Source organism: Achromobacter pulmonis, assembly GCF_021733725.1.
GTDB lineage: Bacteria > Pseudomonadota > Gammaproteobacteria > Burkholderiales > Burkholderiaceae_B > Achromobacter > Achromobacter pulmonis.
The window spans coordinates 2,492,713-2,511,311 of record NZ_JAIFOT010000001.1 but is presented as its reverse complement, the minus strand read 5'-3'; the positions used below and the strand labels follow the sequence as shown (position 1 = coordinate 2,511,311).

Below are 18,599 nucleotides of genomic sequence, written 5' to 3'. Positions count from 1 at the left end.
CCCCCCTCATGAAACGCTACGAACGGCTGACCGAAGAAATCACCGCCTCGATCCTCTCAGGGCTGCTGCGGGCGGGCGACCGCCTGCCCTCGGTGCGCCAGACCAGCGCCAGCCGGGGCGTCAGCCCGTCGACGGTGTTCAAGGCCTACTACCTGCTGGAAGCGCGCGGCCTGATCCGCGCGCGCGACCGTTCCGGCTACTACGTGCTGCGCGCCCCGCAGGCCGCGCTGCCCGAACCCGACGATCTGTCCAGCGCCGCCGCCGGCCGCCACCCGGTGGACGTCAGCGACAACGTGCTGCAGGTGCTCAACGCCACCTTGCGGCGCGATATGCTGCCGTTCGGCTCCGCGTTTCCCAGCCCATCGCTGCTGCCCTATGGCCGGCTGGCGCGCTTCATGGCGGCCACCGTGCAGCAACTGGACCCGTGGGGATCGATCGACGACCTCAGTCCCGGCGATGCTGCGCTGCGCCGCGCCATCGCCTTGCGCTACCTGGCCGACGGCCTGTCGGTGCCGGTGGACGACATCATCATCACCAACGGCGCGCTCGATGCGCTCAACCTGTGCCTGAGCGCGGTCACGCGGCCCGGCGATGCGGTGATCGTAGAATCGCCCACGTTCTACGCCGCCCTGCAATCGCTCGAACGCAACCAGCTGCACGCCATCGAAGTGGCCACGCATCCGCGCGAAGGCATCGACCTGCAGGCGCTGGAACAGGCCATCGTTCAGCACCAGCCGCGCGCCTGCTGGCTGATGACGACTTTCCAGAATCCGCTCGGCAGCCTGATGCCCGAGGCCAAGAAGGAAGCGCTGGTCAAGCTGCTGACGCGCCACGGCGTGGCGCTGATCGAGGACGACGTCTACGGTGAGCTGTATTTCGGCGCCAACCGGCCGCGGCCGGCCAAGGCCTTCGACACCGACGGCATGGTGATGCACTGCGCCTCGTTCTCGAAGACGCTGGCGCCGGGCTACCGCGTCGGCTGGGTCGCGGCCGGGCGCTACACCCGCGCCATCATGCGCAACAAGCTCACCACCAGCCTGGCCACCGCCGCGCCGACGCAGGCCGCCATCGCCGCCTACCTGGCGCAAGGCGGCTACGACCGCCACCTGCGCCAATTCCGCCAGACGCTGGCCCTGCAGCAGGGCGAAATGCTGCAAGCGGTGGCGCGCTACTTTCCCGAGGGCACGCGCGCCACGCGGCCGCTGGGCGGCTACTTCACCTGGGTCGAACTGCCCACGCGCATAGACACCCTGCGCCTGCACCGCGCGGCGCTCGGCCACGGCATCAGCATCGCGCCGGGGCCGCTGTTCTCGCCATCCGGCGCGTTCGGCAATTTCCTGCGGCTCAACTACGGGCATCCCTGGAACGACGCGATGGAACAGGGCATGGCGACATTGGGCAAACTGATGGCGACATGAATGGCGCGCGCGGCCGGCAATCCGCGACCGCGCCGCCGCCCTGCTCGGTCAGCCCCTCCCCTTTCGGAGCCGGCGACGATCGCGGCCCGCTTTCAGTGACTGATCATCCACGGCCGGGCGCCGGCGAAGGTCTTGCCGCCGTCGGCCGTCTGGCGTGTCCGGCCAGTGGCTTTGGCGCCCGAGCAGCAACCGCACCCCATGCCATGGCCGCCGCGGGTGCTGCGGGGCTCATGGGCGGCGCGTTCGTTGACGGCGCGGGCGCGGTTGATGGCCGAAGACAGCGCCGATACCGCCGGCGCGCCGCTGACGCAGCGCTCGCAGGCGCTGCCGCAATCGGGGCACGGCGCGGGATCGCGCCATTGCGACAAGGGCCTGAGCACGGAGAACTCGCCGCAGTCCTGGCAGCGATAGTCATAGAGCGGCATGCCGGCTCCTCAAAGGTCTTTGGCGATGGGCATGTCCATGCCACGCTGTATCTGCGGCACCTCGCCCAGCGCATTCGGCTGGATGTCGATCTCGAAGATCTCGGTCGGCAGCCACAACGTGGCGCAGGCGTTGGGAATGTCCACCACGCCGCTGATATGGCCCTGCACCGGCGCCGTGCCCAATATCGAGTACGCCTGCGCGCCCGAATAGCCGAACTTCTTCAGATATTCGATGGCATTCAGGCAGGCCTGGCGATAGGCGATGTGCACGTCCAGATAGTGCTGCTTGCCGCCCTCATCGACCGAAATGCCTTCGAAGATCAGGTAGTCCTTGTAGTTGGGCGTGATGGGACTGGGCTTGAAGATGGGATTGCGGATGCCGTACTTGGCCATGCCGCCCTTGATGAGCGACACCCGCATATGCACCCAGCCAGCCATCTCGATGGCGCCGCAGAAGGTGATCTCGCCATCGCCCTGCGAGAAGTGCAGATCGCCCACGGACAGGCCGCCCCCTTTGACGTACACCGGGAAGAACACCCGGGAACCGCGCGACAGATCCTTGATGTCGCAGTTGCCGCCATGCTCGCGCGGCGGTACCGTGCGCGCGCCGGTGGCGGCGGCGCGATCGCGCTCGGCCCCCTTGAGCTTGCCCATGTGCGCCGTCTTGGGCGCCGGCGGATTGGCCAGGGGCGGAACGCGCTGCGGATCGCTGTCTATCAGCTTCTGTTCACGCTCGTTCCACTTGTCCAGCAGCGCCTGATCCGGCAGGCAGCCGATCAGGCCCGGATGGATCAGGCCGGCGAAGCGCACGCCGGGAATATGGCGCGAGGTCGTGAACATGCCTTCGAAATCCCAGATCGATTTCTGCGCCGAGGGAAAGTGCTCGGTCAAAAAACCGCCGCCGTTGTTCTTGCTGAAAAAACCATTGAAGCCCCACAGGCTCTCCTGCTTGGCGCCGATATCCAGCAGGTCCACCACCAACAGGTCGCCAGGCTCGGCGCCTTCGACACCGACCGGGCCGGACAGGAAGTGCACCGTGGACAAGTCCACATCGCGCACATCGGAGGCATCGTCATCGTTCTTGATCGCGCCGCCGGTCCAGTCGTAGGTTTCGAGCACGAAATCATCGCCCGGTCTGACCCACGTCGCCATGGGAATATCGGGATGCCAGCGATTGTGCACGCCTTCGTTTTCGTAGGGGGATTGGGCCAGATCGACCTTGATCAGGGTTTCGGGCATGTCATGCTCCTTTGAGATGGACAACGACTTAGACAGACAGGTATTTGCTGATCGTCTGCTCGTCAACGCGCTCGCGCGGGTCTTCGTGCACGAAGCGGCCCTTGTCGATCACGATGAGCCGGTCGGCGATCTGCATGGTGAAACTCAAGACTTGTTCGGACACCACAATCGCCAGATTGCGCAGCTTGCGGATCTCCAGCAGACTGCGGGCGATGTCCTTGATGATGGACGGCTGGATCCCCTCGGTGGGCTCGTCCAGCAGCAGCACGCGCGGATTGGTGACCAGCGCGCGGGCGATGGCGAGCTGCTGTTGCTGCCCGCCCGACAGATCGCCGCCACGCCGGCCGCGCATGTCGTGCAACACCGGGAACAGGGCATAGATGTCCTCCGGAATGGTGTTGCGCAGCGCCCGCCCGCGCATGCCGGTGCGGATGTTCTCTTCGACGGTCAGCGTCGGGAAGATCATGCGGCCCTGCGGCACGTAAGCCACCCCACTGCGCACGCGCTGATGGCTCTCCAGGCGTTCGAGCGCCTTGCCGTCCAGCGAGATCGAGCCGTGCATGGCGGGCAGCATGCCCATCATGGTTTTGAAGAGCGTGGTCTTGCCCATGCCGTTGCGGCCCATCACGGCGACGATTTCACCGGGAGCCACGGCAAGGTCGACACCGTGGATGACCTTGCTTTGGCCATAGCCTGAGGCCAGGCCAGCGATATTGAACATACTGCCTCCTGGCCTCAGTGGCCGAGATAGACTTCAACCACGCGCGGGTCGGACTGCACCTTGTCCATGCTGCCCTCGGCCAATACCCGCCCCTGATGCAGCACCGTGACCTTGTGCGCGATGTTCTTGACGAACTCCATGTCATGCTCGATCACGATGAGCGACCGATTGCGGCTGATTCGATTGAGCAGGTCGGCGGTGCGTTCGCGCTCGGACACGCTCATGCCGGCCACCGGCTCGTCCAGCATCATCAGCTCGGGTTCCTGCATCAGCAGCATGCCGATCTCCAGCCATTGCTTCTGGCCATGCGAGAGCAGCTCTGCCGAGCGGTCGAGTTGATCGGCGAGAAAGATCTCCTCGGCCACCTGCTCGACCCGTTCGAGCACCGCCGGGCTGCGTCTGAAGGTCAGCGCGCCCAGCACGCTGCGCCCGGCCGGAAACGACACTTCCAGGTTTTCGCGGACGGACAGGGTTTCATAGATGGAGGGCGTCTGGAATTTGCGGCCGACCCCGGCGCGCACGATTTCATACTCGGCCAGGCCAGTCAGTTCCGTGTCCTTGAAGCGGATGGAGCCGGCGGTGGCCTTGGTGCGGCCGCAGATCAGATCCAGCAGCGTGGTCTTGCCGGCGCCATTGGGACCGATGACCACGCGCAGCTCTCCCTGATCGACATACAGGTTGAGGTCGTTGACGGCGACAAAGCCGTTGAACGAGACGGTCAGGCCTTCGATGTACAACGCGAACGCTGAGGGGTTCATGCTGCCTCCGTGGCGCCATCGGCCTGACGGCGCAATGCCTTGCGTGCCTGGCGTTTCTGGGTGTATTGGTTGTACAGGCCGGCCAGCCCGTTGGGAAAGGCCATCACGACCGCAATGAACAGGCCGCCCATCAGGAACAGCCAGAGCTGCGGAAAACTCTCGGAGAAATAGCTCTTGCCGAAGTTGACCAGCAGCGTGCCGTAGACCGCCCCCAGCAGGGACAGGCGGCCGCCGACCGCGGCGAAGATGACCATTTCGATGGAGGGCACGATGCCCACGAACGAAGGCGACATGAAGCCGACCTGCAAGGTGAACATGGCTCCGCCTATGGCCGAGAAGACGGCGGCCACGCAGAAGACGAAGACCTTGAAGCTGGCGACGTCGTAGCCCGAGAAACGCACCCGTTCCTCTTTGTCGCGCATGGCCATCAACAGCTTGCCCAGTTTGGACGAGAGCAGGTAACGGCCGAACAGGATGCAGGCGAACAGCAGCGCGCCGTTGACGAAGTACAGGATCAGCCGGGCGCTGTCGGTGCGGATATCCCAGCCCAGCAGCGTCTTCAGATCAGTGATGCCATTGACGCCGCCGGTCCAGCCCTGCTGGCCGATGATGAGCACCGACAGGATCAGCGCCACGGCCTGCGTCACGATGGCGAAGTAGGTGTCGCCGACGCGGCGCTTGAACATGGCCACGCCCAGGATCAACGCCAGCAGGCAGGGCAGCACCGGCACCGCCATCAGGGTGAACCAGAAGCTCTTGAAGGGCACCCAGAACCACGGCAACGCGGTCAGCTGGTTCCAGTCCATGAAGTCCGGGATGCCGGGCGTGGACTGAATCCGGGTAGCCTCGGGCGTCGAGGCTTCCAGCTTCAGGAACATGGCCATGCAATAGCCGCCCAAGCCGAAGAACACTCCCTGGCCCAGGCTCAGGATGCCGCCATAGCCCCAGCACAGCACCAGGCCCAGCGCGACAAAGGCATAAGAAAGGTATTTGCCGACGAGATTGAGCCGGAAGACGTCCAGGCCCAGCGGAAACACCACAAAGAGCAGCAGCGCCAGAATCGCCAGCCCGGCCAGCCCTTCGCGCCCACCCACGACGTTGCGAAAAAATTTCTGCATGATGCGCGGCCTCCTACTTGCGTACCTTGATGCTGAACAGGCCTTGCGGGCGCAGCATCAGAATGATCACGATGGCCGACAGTGTCAGCACCTTGGCCATCGAACCCGTCATGAAGAACTCCGAGATCGATTGGGTCTGCGCGATGACAAAAGCCGAGGCGATGGTGCCGAAAAGACTGGCCGCGCCGCCGAACACCACGGTCAGGAAGGTGTCGACGATATAGAGCGAGCCGCTGGTCGGACCGGTGGAACCGATGGTCGTGAAGGCCGCGCCGGCAATGCCGGCGATCCCGCAACCCAGCGAGAACGTCACGCGGTCCACGCGCTTCGTATCGATACCGACCGCGCCGCTCATGGCGCGGTTTTGCACCGTGGCGCGCACGTGCAGGCCCCAGGTCGACCGATACAAGGCCAAGAGCAGCGCGCCGGTCAGCAGAATGCTGATGGACATGACGAACAGGCCGTTGATGGGGATGTCCACGCCGTCCAGCGGTTGCCAGGAGCCCATCAGCCAGTCGGGCAGCGTGGGGCTGACTTCACGCGGGCCGAACAGCGAGCGCAGCGTTTGTTGCAGCACCAGCGACAGGCCCCAGGTCGCCAGCAGCGTATCCAGCGGCCGGCGGTAGAGATGGCGGATCATCAGCCACTCGACCAGCCAGCCCAGGCTGAAGGTCACGGCGAAGGCCAGCATGATGGCGACGAAGAAGTAGGCCGGCATCAGGCCGGGCGCGTATTGCTGGACCAGTTCGGAACAGAGATAGGTGCAGTAGGCGCCCACCGCCAGGAACTCGCCATGGGCCATATTGATGACGCCCATCTGGCCAAAGATGATCGCCAGGCCCAAGGCCATCAGCAAGAGCACGCTGAAGACCGACAGACCGTTGAAGCCCTGCATCAGCAGGATGGCCCCGAGATCGGAGAAGGATTCCATGAATGGCTCCCGGCAGTGGAAAGGGCGCCGCGCGCGGCGCCCGGATCGAGGTGATTACTGATAACCCTTGGGGAAGGGATCGGGTTTGATCAGCTCCGGGGTTTCGAAGATCACGTCGAACTGGCCATCCTTGCGAATCTGGCCGATGCGGGTCTTGCTCCACAGGTGGTGGTTGGGGTCGACCTTGACGTAGCCTTCGGGCGCTTCCTTGAATTCCAGCCCGGCCGAGGCGGCGACCACTTTGTCGACATCGAAGCTGCCGGCCTTCTCCACCGCCATCTTCCACAACCAGGGGCCCAGATAGGCCGCCTGGGTCACATCGCCGATGACGGCATTGGCGCCGTACTTGGCCTTGAAGGCCTCGACGAATTTCTTGTTGTTGGCGTTGTCCAGGCTCTGGAAGTACTTCATGCACGACCAGAAGCCTTCGGCGTTTTCACCGCCGATGCCCAGCAGCTCATCCTCGGTCACCGAGATGGTCAGGAGCTTTTGCTTGCCGCTGGTGACGCCGGCGGCCTTGAGCTGTTTGTAGAAGGACACATTGCTGCCGCCCACCACCACGGCGAAGACGACATCGGGCTTTTTCAGCTTGATCTTGTTGATCAGCGAGCCGAACTGCGTGTGGCCCAGCGGGTAGTATTCCTCGCCCACCACTTCGCCCTTGAGCACGTTCTCGATATGCTTGCGGGCGATCTTGTTCGAGGTGCGCGGCCAGATGTAATCGGAGCCGATCAGGTAGTAGGAGCGCGCCTTCTTCTCGCGCGCCAGCCAGTCCAGGCTGGACAGGATCTGCTGCGTGGCCTCCTGGCCGGTATAGAAGACGTTCTTGGACTGTTCCAGGCCTTCATAGAAGGTCGGGTAGTAGAGCAGGCCGTTTTCTTTCTCGAATACCGGCAGGACCGCCTTGCGCGAGGCCGAGGTCCAGCAGCCGAACACGGTGGCGACCTTGTCGCTGACCAGCAGTTTGCGGGCCTTTTCGGCAAAAGTCGGCCAGTCGGAGGCGCCGTCTTCCTGGATGATCTTGATCTTGCGGCCGAGGATGCCGCCCATGGCGTTGATCTGCTCGATGGCCAGACGCTCGGACTGAATCGACCCCGTTTCGCTGATGGCCATGGTGCCGGTCGCCGAGTGCAACTGGCCGACCGTGACTTCGGTGTCGGTAATGGCCAGGCCGGTAGTGTTGATGGCCGAGGTGGCCGGGGCGGCCGCGCGCGACAGCGCCGGTATGCCCAACAGCGGCAGGGAGGCAAAAGCCAGGGCCAGGCGCCGGCGCGAGGGCAGTTCCGGGGCAGTATCAAAAGGGGGTTTGCCAGACATCGATGACTCCTCAGTGGATCACGACCAGGGAAACCGAGCATGCGCGGCACATGCCGCAGCCCGGAGGGTGAGGGCATACTAGGGGCCTATGACGCAGTGCAACATACGTTGATTGACGTAGAGGCAGGCCGGCCCCCCGGCGTTACAACGGCAACTACGTTCAATGACGTATCCCCTACCCCCCCGGAGCCCGATTTGTCAGCCAGCGCGCCTCAACGCATTGTCAAGATCCGCCGCGACTACAACACCTGGGTCGCCAATGAGACGCTGGAAGACTATGCCCTGCGTTTCACGCCGGTGTCGTTTCGCAAATGGTCGGAGTTCCGCGTCGCCAATACCGCTTTGGGGGCCGTGTCCTTCCTGGCGCTGGAAGCGATCGGCGGCGCGCTGGCGCTGAACTACGGCTTTGTGAACGCCTTCTGGGCCATCATTGCCGTGGCCCTGGTCACCTTCCTGACCGGCTTGCCGATCGCCTATTACGCCGCGCGCCATGGCCTGGACATGGATCTGCTGACGCGCGGGGCCGGCTTTGGCTATATCGGCTCGACCATCACTTCGCTGATCTACGCCTCCTTTACCTTTATCTTTTTTGCGCTGGAGGCGGCCATCATGGCGCTGGCCATCGAACTGGCCACCGGCTTGCCGCTGTCCATCGGCTATCTCCTGTGCGCCGTGGTCATCCTGCCCATGGTGGCTTATGGCATCACCTTCATCAGCCGGCTGCAGTCGTGGACGCAGCCGCTCTGGCTGGTGCTGCTGCTCCTGCCCTATGCCTTCATCGCCTTCCGCGATCCCGGAACGCTGGGGGAATTTCTGCGGTTTCCGGGCCATGACGGCCGGGGCGGCAGCTTCAACCTGCTGATGTTTGGCTCGGCGGTGGCGGTGGCCGCCTCGCTGGTGACGCAGATCGGTGAACAGGTCGACTTCCTGCGCTTTCTGCCCGAACGCACGGCGGCCAACCGCCGGCGCTGGTGGCTCGCCCTGGTCTGCGCGGGTCCGGGCTGGATCCTGCCGGGCGCGGCCAAGATCCTGGGCGGCGCCTTTCTGGCCTGGCTGGCTTTGTCGCTGGGCGCGCCGGCCGACAAAGCCGGCGACCCCACCCATATGTATCTGGCGGCCTATACCTATGTGGTCAGCGACCCCGCGCTCGCGCTGGCGCTGGTGACGGCCTTTGTGGTGGTCTCGCAGGTCAAGATCAATGTGACCAATGCCTATGCCGGCTCGCTGGCCTGGTCCAACTTCTTTGCCCGCATCACGCACAGCCATCCGGGCCGCGTGGTGTGGCTGGTGTTCAACGTGCTGATCGCCGTGGTCCTGATGGAGATGGGCGTGTTCGGCGCGCTGGAGCATGTGCTGGCAGTGTTCTCGCACGTTGCGCTGGCCTGGATCGGCGCGCTGGTGGCGGACCTGGTGATCAACAAGCCCCTGGGCCTGTCGCCGGACCGCATCGAGTTTCGCCGCGCCTATCTGTATGACATCAACCCGGTCGGGGTGGGCAGCATGCTGATCGCCATGACACTCGGCCTGCTGGCCTTTGCCGGCGTGTTTCCGGGCACCGCGGGCGCGCTGGCGCAGGCGTTGTCGCCCTTCGTGGCCTTGCTGGCGGCCTTTGTCTGCGCGCCGGTGATCGCCTGGCGCACGCGGGGACGCTACAACCTGGCGCGCACACCGGTCGACGTCGCCGGATCGGATCACGTCTGTGTGATCTGCGCCAACCGTTTCGAACAGCCGGACATGGCCCATTGTCCGGCCTATAACGGCGCCATCTGTTCCTTGTGCTGCACGCTGGATGCGCGCTGCCAGGATCGCTGCAAACAGCAAGGCCGCTTGAAGGACCAGGTGCAGGCGGTGTTGGGCCGGCTGTTGCCGGCGCGTATCACGCCGCTGCTGCATAGCCGCCTGGGCCATTACCTCTTGATCGTGGCGGGGATGGGGACGCTGCTGGCCGGCATTCTGGGCTTGATCTACTACCAGGAGTACGCCAGTCACATGCGGGCCGGCCTGGACCCCTCGGGTCTGCGGCCCACCTTCTTCAAGCTGTATGCCGCCTTGTCGCTGATCGGCGGCGTAGCCGCCTGGTGGCTGGTGCTGGCGCATGAGAGCCGGCGCGTGGCGCAAGAGGAATCGGATCGCCAGACCCATCTGCTGCTGCGCGAAATCGAGGCGCACAAACAGACCGACGCGCAGTTGCAGCAGGCCAAGGAGGCGGCCGAAAGCGCCAATCTTGCCAAGAGCCGTTTCATGGGCGGCATGAGCCATGAGTTGCGCGCGCCCTTGAACAGCATCCTGGGTTACGCCCAGATTCTGCAGCGCGACCCGGCCTTGCCGCCGGCGCGGCGCGAGGCCATCGATGTGATTCACCGCAGCGGCAAGCATTTGATTGGCCTGATCGATGGCTTGCTGGACATTGCCCGCATCGAGGCGGGCAGGCTGAGGCTGGAGAACAGTGAACTGCGCCTGCCGGAGTTCCTGGAGCAGATCGTGCAGATGTTCCGGCCGCAGAGCGCGCTGAAAGGGCTGACCTTTTGCTACGAGGCGACGGAACTGCCATCCATCGTGCATATCGATGAGAAGCGGCTGCGGCAGATTCTGATCAATCTGTTGAGCAATGCGCTGAAGTTCACCTCGGCCGGGCGGGTGTCGATGCGCGTGAAGTCGGCGGCCGATATGGTGCTGTTCGAAGTGGAGGACAGCGGCCGGGGCATACCGGCCGAGGACCTGGAACGCATCTTTCTGCCCTTTGAACGCAGTTGGGCGGCGGCTGAGCAAGCCGATTCCGGCACCGGCCTGGGCCTGACCATCTGCCGCATGCTGACCGGCATCATGGGCGGCGAGTTGACGGTGCGCAGCACGGTCGGCCGCGGCAGTGTGTTTACGCTCAAGCTGTTTTTGCCGGAGGTGCGCTCGCCGCGCAGCGATGCCCGCCCCTCGGGGCTGGTGGTGGGCTATCGCGGAGAGCGGCTGCGGATCCTGACGGTGGATGATCAGCCTTCGCAGCGGCGCCTGGTGCGCGATCTGCTGGAGCCGCTGGGCTTTGAGGTGCATGAGGCGCCGCACGGCGCGGCTTGCCTGGCCTGCGTGCACACGCTGCGGCCGGCCCTGATATTGATGGACGTCTCGATGCCGGACATGACGGGATGGGAAGTGCTGCGGTGCTTGCGCGAAGCGGGCGTGGCCGTGCCCATTGTGATGCTGTCGGCCAATATCCTGGGGCTGGATCCGAAAGACCCGGCGCAGAGCGGGCATAACGCATTCATCGCCAAGCCGGTGATGTACGAAGACTTGCTCAACCAGCTCGGCAGTTTGCTCAAGCTGGACTGGCAGGTGGCCCAGGTGGAGGCGGCACTGCCGGCGGGCGATCTGCACCGGGTGGCGCTGGAACGCGAGGATGCCGAGGCGCTGCTGGAACTGGGGGCCATGGGCTACATCAAGGGCATACAGGCCAAGCTGGAAGAAATACAGGGCCGCCGGGCCGAGGCGCGTGAGTTGACGGCGCACCTGCGGGCGCTGGCGGGCGAGTTTCAACTGAGTGAGTTCAATCAGGTGCTCAAACACCATGTACAGCGTCACCATGCCCACGCCCGATAAAAACCTCGTCATGCTGGTCGATGATGCGCCGGACAATCTGAAAATGCTCTCCACCGCGCTGGATGAGGCGGGTTATCAGGTGCTGGTGGCAACCGATGGCCAGTCGGCGATAGAACGGGTGGACTTCGTGGTGCCCGACATCGTGCTGCTCGATGCGGTGATGCCGGGGATGGATGGGTTCGAGACCTGCGCGCGCCTGAAGGCGCATCCGGCGGCGGGCCAGGTGCCGGTGGTGTTCATGACGGGCCTGACCGAGCCCGAGCACGTATTGAAAGGGTTCCGGGTGGGCGGCGTGGATTATGTGACCAAGCCGCTGGACCCGGATGTGGTGGTGGCCAGGCTGCAGACGCATCTGCGCAATGCGCGCAGCCTGTCGGCGGCCTTCGATGCAATCGATGCGGCGGCGCGTGCCGTGGTGGCGCTGGATACGCGCGGGCGGCCGATCTGGAAGACCGGCAAGGCACGGCTCTGGTTGGCGGCGTATTTCGGGTGCGCGGAGGAGGCGGCGGAGCTGCCGGTGCCCTTGGCGGATTGGGTGGCGGGCAATCTGGCGGCCGGGCCGGCCGCCGCGCCCCTGGAGATCGTCGCCGGGCGGGGCCGCCTGACCTTGAGCCTGTCGGCATCGCGGCGCAGCGGCGAGACCTTGCTGCTGTTGCAGGAAACGGCGCCCCTGGCGCCGGCCTACGGCCTGACGCCGCGCGAGGCCGACGTGCTGCGCTGGTTGGCCAAGGGCAAGACCAATCGGGATATCGCCGAGATCCTGGGCATGGCGCCCCGCACGGTCAACAAGCATCTGGAACACATCTACGTCAAACTCGGCGTGGAAACCCGCGCGGCGGCGGCGGCGCTGGCGGTGCGGCAGGGGGAAACGTTCTGAAGCGCCGCGCGGCAGGTCGATGCCCGGCACGCGGATGGCGACATGAAATCCGCGATATTGATACAGATGGAAACCCCGAGCTGCCGGCCATCGCCTTAGAGTGCGAAACCTTCAAAGTTCAGGACGGTGCCGCGTCGCGGTCCGACTCCCATGACGGTTTCATTTCCTCGTGTTCTTCCGCGCCACGCGCTGGGTTGCTACCTGGGCGCGGCGGCGCTGCTCTATCTGTTCGCCGCGCAACTGCTGGCCGTCATCGACATCTGGCTGCTGCCGCGCCGCCTGCTGGTCGAGATGCTGCGCTATCGCGCCATGTGGCTGGTCTTTTTCCTGACGCTGCCCACCGTGGGCTATCTGCTGTGGCGCGGCGTCGACCTGGTCGCGTGGTGGCGCGCGCCGGCCGCGCTGACGCTGGATGAGTGCGCGCTGCATCTGGGCACGCTTACGGTGCCCTACGCCGACATCGCCTCGATGCGCCATCGGCACAACCGCGATCACCTGCTGCTGACGCTGGCCGACGGCCGGCGCGTACGCCTGCGCCTGGCGATCTGGGACCATGCCGAGGCGCTGCTGGAGCAATTGGATGCGCGCGTGGGCGGCAATCTCGAAGCCGACGCCCGACGCCGCATCGACGCCGGCGCCACCGTCGACTTCGGCACGCTCGGCATGAACACGGCCGGCCTGGTCTACAAGGGCCGGCCGATTCCATGGTCCAGCATCGACACCATCCGCACGCAATCCGACAGCGAAGGCATGGAAACCGACGAGACGCTGATCATCGTCGCCCAAGGCAAGACCCACAAAGTCGACCGCTCCGGCATCGACAACGAGCCGGTGCTGCTGGCCTGCCTGCGGCACTATCTGCCCGCCTGACGCCGAAATCCCGCCCCTGGCGGCCCCTCCTCCTTTCGCACGCAACCTCTCGACATGGAAATCTACAGCTCCACCTCGCACCAAGCCCAGACCCTGGCCGACCGCCCGGTGTACTACTCGCGCAACCGCCTCATTACCGGCGCCGTCATCTGGACGGTGGCCGCGCTGGCGTTCGGCGCCATGGCCGTTCGCGCACGGGACAATCTCGGCGGCATGGCGTTCTTCGCCGCCATCGCGGCCATCGGCGTCTGGCTGGTGATCCGCTGCCTGATGCGCGCCTTCGGCCCCGCCAAGCCGGTGATCACTTTCACGCGCGAAGGCCTGCGGCTGACGGACGGCGCCGTCATTCCGTGGCACGCCATCAACGAAAACACTTACGTCAATCAGACCTACGTCGGCATCCCCACCGCGCGGCAGATCCAGCTCAAGACCTCGCTGCCGGACCGCAAGCGGGTGCTGGTCCAAGCGATGGCGCTGGAAATCAGCGGCGACGAATACCTGGCCCTGTGCGACGCCTATCAGGCGCGCTGAACGCCCCCGCCTGACGGGCGCGGCCATGCCGCGCTGCGTCGGCGCCGGGCTCAGTTCACGGTGGCGCCGGAATCCTTCACTGCCCGCGCCCAGGCCGCGATCTCCTGCTGGATGAACTTGCCGAAGGCCGCGGTGTGCAGCGTCGACGCCTGCGCCCCTTCCTCCATCAGGCGCTGCTTGACCGCCGGCGCGGCCAACGCGCCGCTCAAGGCCTCGTTCAGGCGGGCCACCACCGCATCCGGCGTGCCCGCTGGCGCCACCACCCCATGCCACGACAGGGCCTGGAAACCCGCCAGACCCGACTCCGCCATGGTGGGAATCCCGGCCAGGGCGGGCGAGCGCTGCGGCGAGGTCACCGCCAGCGCCCGCAGGGTGCCGGCCTTCACGTGCGGCAGCACGCCCGGAATCGTGGTGAACATGAAGTCGATCTGGCCGCCGATCAGGTCGGTGATGGCCGGGCTGCCGCCCTTGTACGGCACATGCGTGAACTGCAGCCCCGCCTCGCGCTTGAACATCTCGCCGGCCAGGTGGCCCGGCGTGCCGGCCCCGGCCGAGCCCATGTTGATGCGATCGCCCTGGCTCTTGATGTAGGCGATCAACTCCTGCACGCTGTTCACTTTCAGATTGGGGCCGACCACCAGCACATTGGGCACGGTCGCCAGCAACGTGACCGGCTTGAAGTCCTTGACCGCGTCGTACGAGATGCGGGAATACAGCGAGGGATTGATGCCATGGGTGCTGGCGGTCGCCAGCAACAGCGTATAGCCATCCGGCGCGGCCGACGCCACCTGCTTGGCGGCGATGGTGCCGTTGGCGCCCCCCTTGTTGTCGACCACGATGGTCTGGCCGAGCGATTTGGCGGCCTCGGCCGCCACCGTGCGCGCCAGGATGTCCGAGGTGCCGCCGGCCGAATGCGGCACCACCAGGGTGATCGGCTTGGCGGGAAACGACTGCGCGTGGGCCGCCGGCAGGGCTGACACGAGACAGGCGGCGAGCGCCAGGCGGGCAAGGCAATGAGGGAACATGCAAGTCTCCTGAAGAATATTGGAATCGCGGCGCCTTCGAGGGCGCCGTCATGCGAACGCGTGGGCCCCGCGCGCGGCGGCAGGCAATCGCCTCAGTCGGCGCCCGTGCGCAGGGTGTCGGGCTGGCGCTTCTCGATCGACCACTTCAGCAACGCCGCGCAGCGGTAGATGCCGTGCGCGAACTTGCCGTAAGGCAGGGTCAGGAACAGCGCCATCACCACGCCCAGATGCACCGCCAGCAACAACGCCATGGCGCCGGTATCGCGGCCGGCCAGCAGCGCCAGGCCCGTGGCGCTGGTCAACAGCAGCAAGGCGATGAAGCCCCGATCCATCGGCTTCTGCGCCGCGTCGCCCTGCAACGGGTGGCGCTTCAGGTTCAGCCACAGCAGTCCCGCCGGCCCGATCAACAGGCCGATGCCGCCCGCGGTGCCCAGCAGCACCGGCGCGCTCCAGAACGGATACGGCGCCTGCTCGCCCAGCAGGTAGTGATAGAGCGTGGCCACGCAGGTGGCGGCAAAGCACAACATGAAGCCGTAGAAGGTGAAGTGGTGGAAGCGCCGGCGCCACAGCGTAAAGGCGTCGTCGGCGTTGTTGCAGCCCTTCCCATGGCCGCCATCCAGGTAACGCAGGCGCAGCGCGTCGTGCGCGGCCTCGGCCACCGCCGCGCCGCTGGCCGCCCCTGGGCTGACATCGCGCCAGAAGCGCGCCGCGCCGATGCCAAGCGCCAGCATGGCGAAGCCGAACACCGCGCCGAACATCAGCGCCAGCGTGTTGTGCGGAAACACCGCATAGAAATTGCCCGCCAGCGGCGCGTGCCACAGGCCGCCCGTCAGCATCACGGTCAGGGCCAGGAACAGCGCCAAGGCGGCCGCCGCGGCCAGCGACAGCGTCAGCCCGTTGCGCCGGTACAGCTTGCCCAGCGCCGCCGGGAAGGCGTATTCCGTATAGGTCTGCAACCGCACCTTGGCCATGGCCTGCGGCACGTTCACCGCGAACTCGTGCGGCGGCGCGTACTGACAGGCATGCAGGCAGGCGCCACAGTTGTGGCACAGGTTGGCCAGGTAGTTCAGATCGGCCTTGCCGAACTCCAGGCGCCGGGTCATCGCCGGGAAAACGGCGCAAAAGCCCTCGCAGTAGCGGCAGGCATTGCAGATCTGCATGACCCGCGCCACCTCGGTTTCGTCCTGACTGAGGGCGGCGGCGCCCCGGCCATGCCAGCGCACCGGCTGTTCGATCATGGCCGGCGTCGACTGCGCCAACGATTCGGCCTCGCGGGCCAGGGTCTCAAGCTGCCGCATGCTGGGCTCCGTTGCGGTGGGTACGTTGAGCGGCGGCGGCGGCGCGGGTGCCGGCGATGCGGCCGAAGGCGGTGCCGATGGACATGCCGACCCCTGCCGTATAGCCCTTGCCCAACACGTTGCCGGCCATCATCTCGCCCGCCACGAACAGGTTGTCGCTGGGCACGCCGTCGAAACGCACCGCGGCGGTTTCGTCGACTTTCAGACCCAGGTAGGTGAAGGTGATGCCGGGCCGCAGCGCGTAGCCGTAGAACGGCGCGGTGTCGATGGGCCGGGCCCAGTGGGTCTTGGCGGGCGCCAGGCCTTCGGTGCGGCAGTCGTCCAGCACCGTGTGGTCGAAGGTGCCGGCGCGACAGGCCTGGTTGTATTCGCGGATGGTGTGCTCGAATGCCACCGGGTCCAGGCCCAGGCGGCGCCCCAGTTCGGGCACGGAATCGGCGGTGACGCCGGGAAACACCGGCGGCATGAAGCGGCCGACGGCCTTGGCATCGATGATGGAATAAGCGATCTGCCCCGGCTGCATCGCCGTCAGGCGGCCCCAGATGGCATAGCGCTTGGGCCAGAAATCCTCGCCCTCGTCGTAGAAACGGCGCGCCTCGCGATTGACCACCACACCCAGCGAGACGCAGTCGATGCGGGTACAGATGCCGCCGTCGTACAGCGGCGCGCGCGCGTCGATGGCCACGCAATGCGACTGCGACGGATCGCCGATGCGGTCGGCGCCCGCGTCCAGCATGAACTTGAGCAGCACGCCCTGGTTGTAGCGTGTGCCGCGAATCAGGAAGTTGTCCGCCGGCCATTCGCCGCGCTCGTCCTGGCCCCAGGCCTCGCGCAGCCATTCGCGGTTGGATTCGAAGCCGCCGGCCGCCAGCACACAGGCGCGCGCCTCGATGCGCTCGGCGCCGATGCGGGCGGCCTTGAAACGGCCGCCCTCCAGTTCCAGCGCGTCCACCGGCGCGTCATAGCGGATGCGCACGCCCAGGGCCTCGGCGCTGCGGTAATAGGCATTGACCAGCGCCTTGCCGCCGCCCATGAAGAAGGCGTTGGTGCGGGCCACGTGCAGCGCGCCCGACAGCGGCGGCTGAAAATTGACACCATGGCGCCGCATCCAGCCGCGACAGGTGGCGGACTCGCGGATCACCAGCCGCGCCAGCTTCTCGTCGGTCTGGCCGCCGGTGACCTTGAGCAGGTCCTGCCAGTATTCCTCTTCCGGATAGGCGTCCACCAGCACGTCCTGCGGCGCGTCATGCATGCAGCGCAGGTTGCGCGTGTGCTGCGAATTGCCGCCGCGCCATGCGCGCGGCGCGGCTTCCAGCAGCAATACACTGGCGCCCGCCTCGCGCGCCATCAGCGCCGCGCACAGCGCCGCATTGCCCCCGCCTATCACCAATACATCGACCATGTCATCGTTCCCGGATCAAGGAACGGACTGTAGGCTGGCGCCGCGCGCCGCGATATCAGCGCGGCGTCAACAGGTCTTCATGATTCGTGAAGGGCGCGGCATCCGCTCAGCCGGTGTGCAGCGCCCTCACCGCCCACTTGCCCTCGCGCGCCAGGGTGCGCGACACGTCGGCCAGCACCAGGCGCGCGGCCAGCGCCGCCGGTGACAGCTCGTCATCCGACAGGCTGGCCAGCAGATTGGGCCGGAACAGGTTGGCGTCGTCGATCCGCGCCATGACCAGCTGCCCGGGTGCGATGCGGGCGGTGGCGGAACTGGGCTGGATGGTGGCGGCGTAGCCCAGCTGCACCACATCCATCAGCAACGCCAGGCCATCGACCTCGGCCACCACGCGGGGCGCCAGGCCCAGTTGTTGGAAGGCCTGGTTGACCGAGGCGCGCAGTCCGTGGCGGCCGCTGGGCAGCACCAGCGGCAGGCCGGCGATCTCCTCCAGGCGGGTGTTCGGACCGGCGGGCAGGCCGGCCATGCCGCGCCCGGCGCACAGGTACAGCGGCTCGTCCAGCAACGGCGTCACGCTCCAGCGCCGCGCCGCCTCGGCATGGAACACGATGGCCAGGTCGAGCTGACGGCCGTTGAGCATATCGGCCAGGTGGCCCGACAGCGCCTCGACCAGGTGCAGGCGAATATCCGGATAGCGGACGTTCATGGCCTGCACGAACGGCGCCCCCAGGATGGAGGCGGTGGTGGACGACAGGCCGACACTGACGTGGCCGGCCAGGCGCGCCTGCTGCGCGGCCTGGACCGCATCGTCGGCATGGCGCAGGGCCAGTTGGGCCTGGCGAAAGAACGCCAGCCCGGCGTCGGTGGGCACCACGCCGCTGGCGCTGCGTTGCAGCAGCCGCGTGGCCAGTTCGCCTTCGAGCCGGCTGATCTGCTGGCTGAGCGCGGACGTCACCATGCCCAGCGACATGGCCGCGCGGCCAATGCTGCCCGCTTCGACGACACGAACGAAATAACGAAGCTGGCGCAGTTCCATGGCGGGCCCGGACAAAGGAAGATCCGCCGATTGTAGGCTGCGGGGCGA

The 18,599-nt window shown here is 66.2% G+C and carries 16 protein-coding genes; 5 read left to right on the top strand and 11 right to left on the bottom strand.

The genetic code is table 11. From position 1 onward, the window contains the following. Nucleotides 1–8 precede the first annotated feature (8 nt). Complete coding sequence (locus K2W61_RS11550) at nucleotides 9–1,418, top strand: aminotransferase-like domain-containing protein (RefSeq protein WP_175140356.1); 1,410 nt, start codon at nucleotides 9–11, stop codon at nucleotides 1,416–1,418. 92 nt (nucleotides 1,419–1,510) lie between these two features. Here K2W61_RS11550 and K2W61_RS11545 read toward each other — a convergent pair whose 3' ends face one another. Genes K2W61_RS11545 through urtA form a run of 7 tightly spaced genes read right to left on the bottom strand, consistent with a single transcriptional unit; the run spans nucleotide 1,511 to nucleotide 7,927 of the window. Then, nucleotides 1,511–1,843, bottom strand: a complete 333-nt coding sequence (locus K2W61_RS11545; protein ID WP_175132902.1) for a zinc ribbon domain-containing protein — start codon at nucleotides 1,841–1,843, stop codon at nucleotides 1,511–1,513. A gap of 9 nt (nucleotides 1,844–1,852) precedes the next feature. Beyond that, nucleotides 1,853–3,082: a formamidase gene (gene fmdA, locus K2W61_RS11540; protein ID WP_175132903.1), complete on the bottom strand. Its 1,230-nt coding sequence runs from the start codon at nucleotides 3,080–3,082 to the stop codon at nucleotides 1,853–1,855. Nucleotides 3,083–3,110: 28 nt separating this feature from the next. Further along, nucleotides 3,111–3,803, bottom strand: coding sequence for an urea ABC transporter ATP-binding subunit UrtE (urtE, locus tag K2W61_RS11535; RefSeq protein ID WP_236755659.1), 693 nt, complete (start codon nucleotides 3,801–3,803; stop codon nucleotides 3,111–3,113). 14 nt (nucleotides 3,804–3,817) lie between these two features. Then, the gene (urtD, locus tag K2W61_RS11530) at nucleotides 3,818–4,561 is read right to left on the bottom strand and encodes an urea ABC transporter ATP-binding protein UrtD (RefSeq protein WP_175132905.1); all 744 of its coding nucleotides are present in this window, start codon (nucleotides 4,559–4,561) and stop codon (nucleotides 3,818–3,820) included. Then, nucleotides 4,558–5,679, bottom strand: coding sequence for an urea ABC transporter permease subunit UrtC (urtC, locus tag K2W61_RS11525; protein WP_175132906.1), 1,122 nt, complete (start codon nucleotides 5,677–5,679; stop codon nucleotides 4,558–4,560). Before urtC ends, urtD begins: the two co-directional genes overlap by 4 nt. 13 nt (nucleotides 5,680–5,692) lie before the next feature. Continuing rightward, a complete protein-coding gene (gene urtB / locus K2W61_RS11520; RefSeq protein ID WP_175132907.1) occupies nucleotides 5,693–6,610 on the bottom strand; it encodes an urea ABC transporter permease subunit UrtB in 918 nt (305 codons plus the stop codon). Nucleotides 6,611–6,664: 54 nt separating this feature from the next. After that, nucleotides 6,665–7,927, bottom strand: coding sequence for an urea ABC transporter substrate-binding protein (gene urtA, locus K2W61_RS11515; protein WP_175132908.1), 1,263 nt, complete (start codon nucleotides 7,925–7,927; stop codon nucleotides 6,665–6,667). Between the two features lie 195 nt (nucleotides 7,928–8,122). On the opposite strand from urtA, the gene K2W61_RS11510 reads away from it, so the two are divergent. The 4 genes from K2W61_RS11510 to K2W61_RS11495 all read left to right on the top strand — a co-directional run bounded on the left by K2W61_RS11510 (nucleotide 8,123) and on the right by K2W61_RS11495 (nucleotide 13,793). Next, entirely contained in the window at nucleotides 8,123–11,515 is a 3,393-nt protein-coding gene (locus K2W61_RS11510; protein ID WP_236755658.1) for a hybrid sensor histidine kinase/response regulator, read from the top strand. After that, complete coding sequence (locus K2W61_RS11505; protein WP_236755656.1) at nucleotides 11,484–12,392, top strand: response regulator; 909 nt, start codon at nucleotides 11,484–11,486, stop codon at nucleotides 12,390–12,392. Before K2W61_RS11510 ends, K2W61_RS11505 begins: the two co-directional genes overlap by 32 nt. A 150-nt stretch (nucleotides 12,393–12,542) precedes the next feature. Continuing rightward, nucleotides 12,543–13,262, top strand: a complete 720-nt coding sequence (locus tag K2W61_RS11500; protein WP_236755655.1) for a hypothetical protein — start codon at nucleotides 12,543–12,545, stop codon at nucleotides 13,260–13,262. 54 nt (nucleotides 13,263–13,316) lie between these two features. Further along, nucleotides 13,317–13,793: a hypothetical protein gene (locus tag K2W61_RS11495; protein WP_175132912.1), complete on the top strand. Its 477-nt coding sequence runs from the start codon at nucleotides 13,317–13,319 to the stop codon at nucleotides 13,791–13,793. 50 nt (nucleotides 13,794–13,843) lie between these two features. Here K2W61_RS11495 and K2W61_RS11490 read toward each other — a convergent pair whose 3' ends face one another. The 4 genes from K2W61_RS11490 to K2W61_RS11475 all read right to left on the bottom strand — a co-directional run bounded on the left by K2W61_RS11490 (nucleotide 13,844) and on the right by K2W61_RS11475 (nucleotide 18,551). Next, nucleotides 13,844–14,818 (bottom strand): Bug family tripartite tricarboxylate transporter substrate binding protein, encoded by a 975-nt coding sequence (locus K2W61_RS11490; RefSeq protein ID WP_236755654.1) that lies wholly within the window; start codon nucleotides 14,816–14,818, stop codon nucleotides 13,844–13,846. A 92-nt stretch (nucleotides 14,819–14,910) separates the two neighbouring features. After that, complete coding sequence (gene tcuB, locus K2W61_RS11485; RefSeq protein ID WP_272909289.1) at nucleotides 14,911–16,116, bottom strand: tricarballylate utilization 4Fe-4S protein TcuB; 1,206 nt, start codon at nucleotides 16,114–16,116, stop codon at nucleotides 14,911–14,913. Continuing rightward, nucleotides 16,103–17,518 carry an FAD-dependent tricarballylate dehydrogenase TcuA gene (gene tcuA / locus K2W61_RS11480; RefSeq protein WP_175132915.1) on the bottom strand — a complete coding sequence of 472 codons (1,416 nt, stop codon included), beginning with the start codon at nucleotides 17,516–17,518 and terminating at the stop codon, nucleotides 16,103–16,105. Before tcuA ends, tcuB begins: the two co-directional genes overlap by 14 nt. Before the next feature lie 106 nt (nucleotides 17,519–17,624). Beyond that, nucleotides 17,625–18,551, bottom strand: coding sequence for a LysR family transcriptional regulator (locus K2W61_RS11475; RefSeq protein WP_175133012.1), 927 nt, complete (start codon nucleotides 18,549–18,551; stop codon nucleotides 17,625–17,627). Between the last annotated feature and the right edge of the window lie 48 nt (nucleotides 18,552–18,599).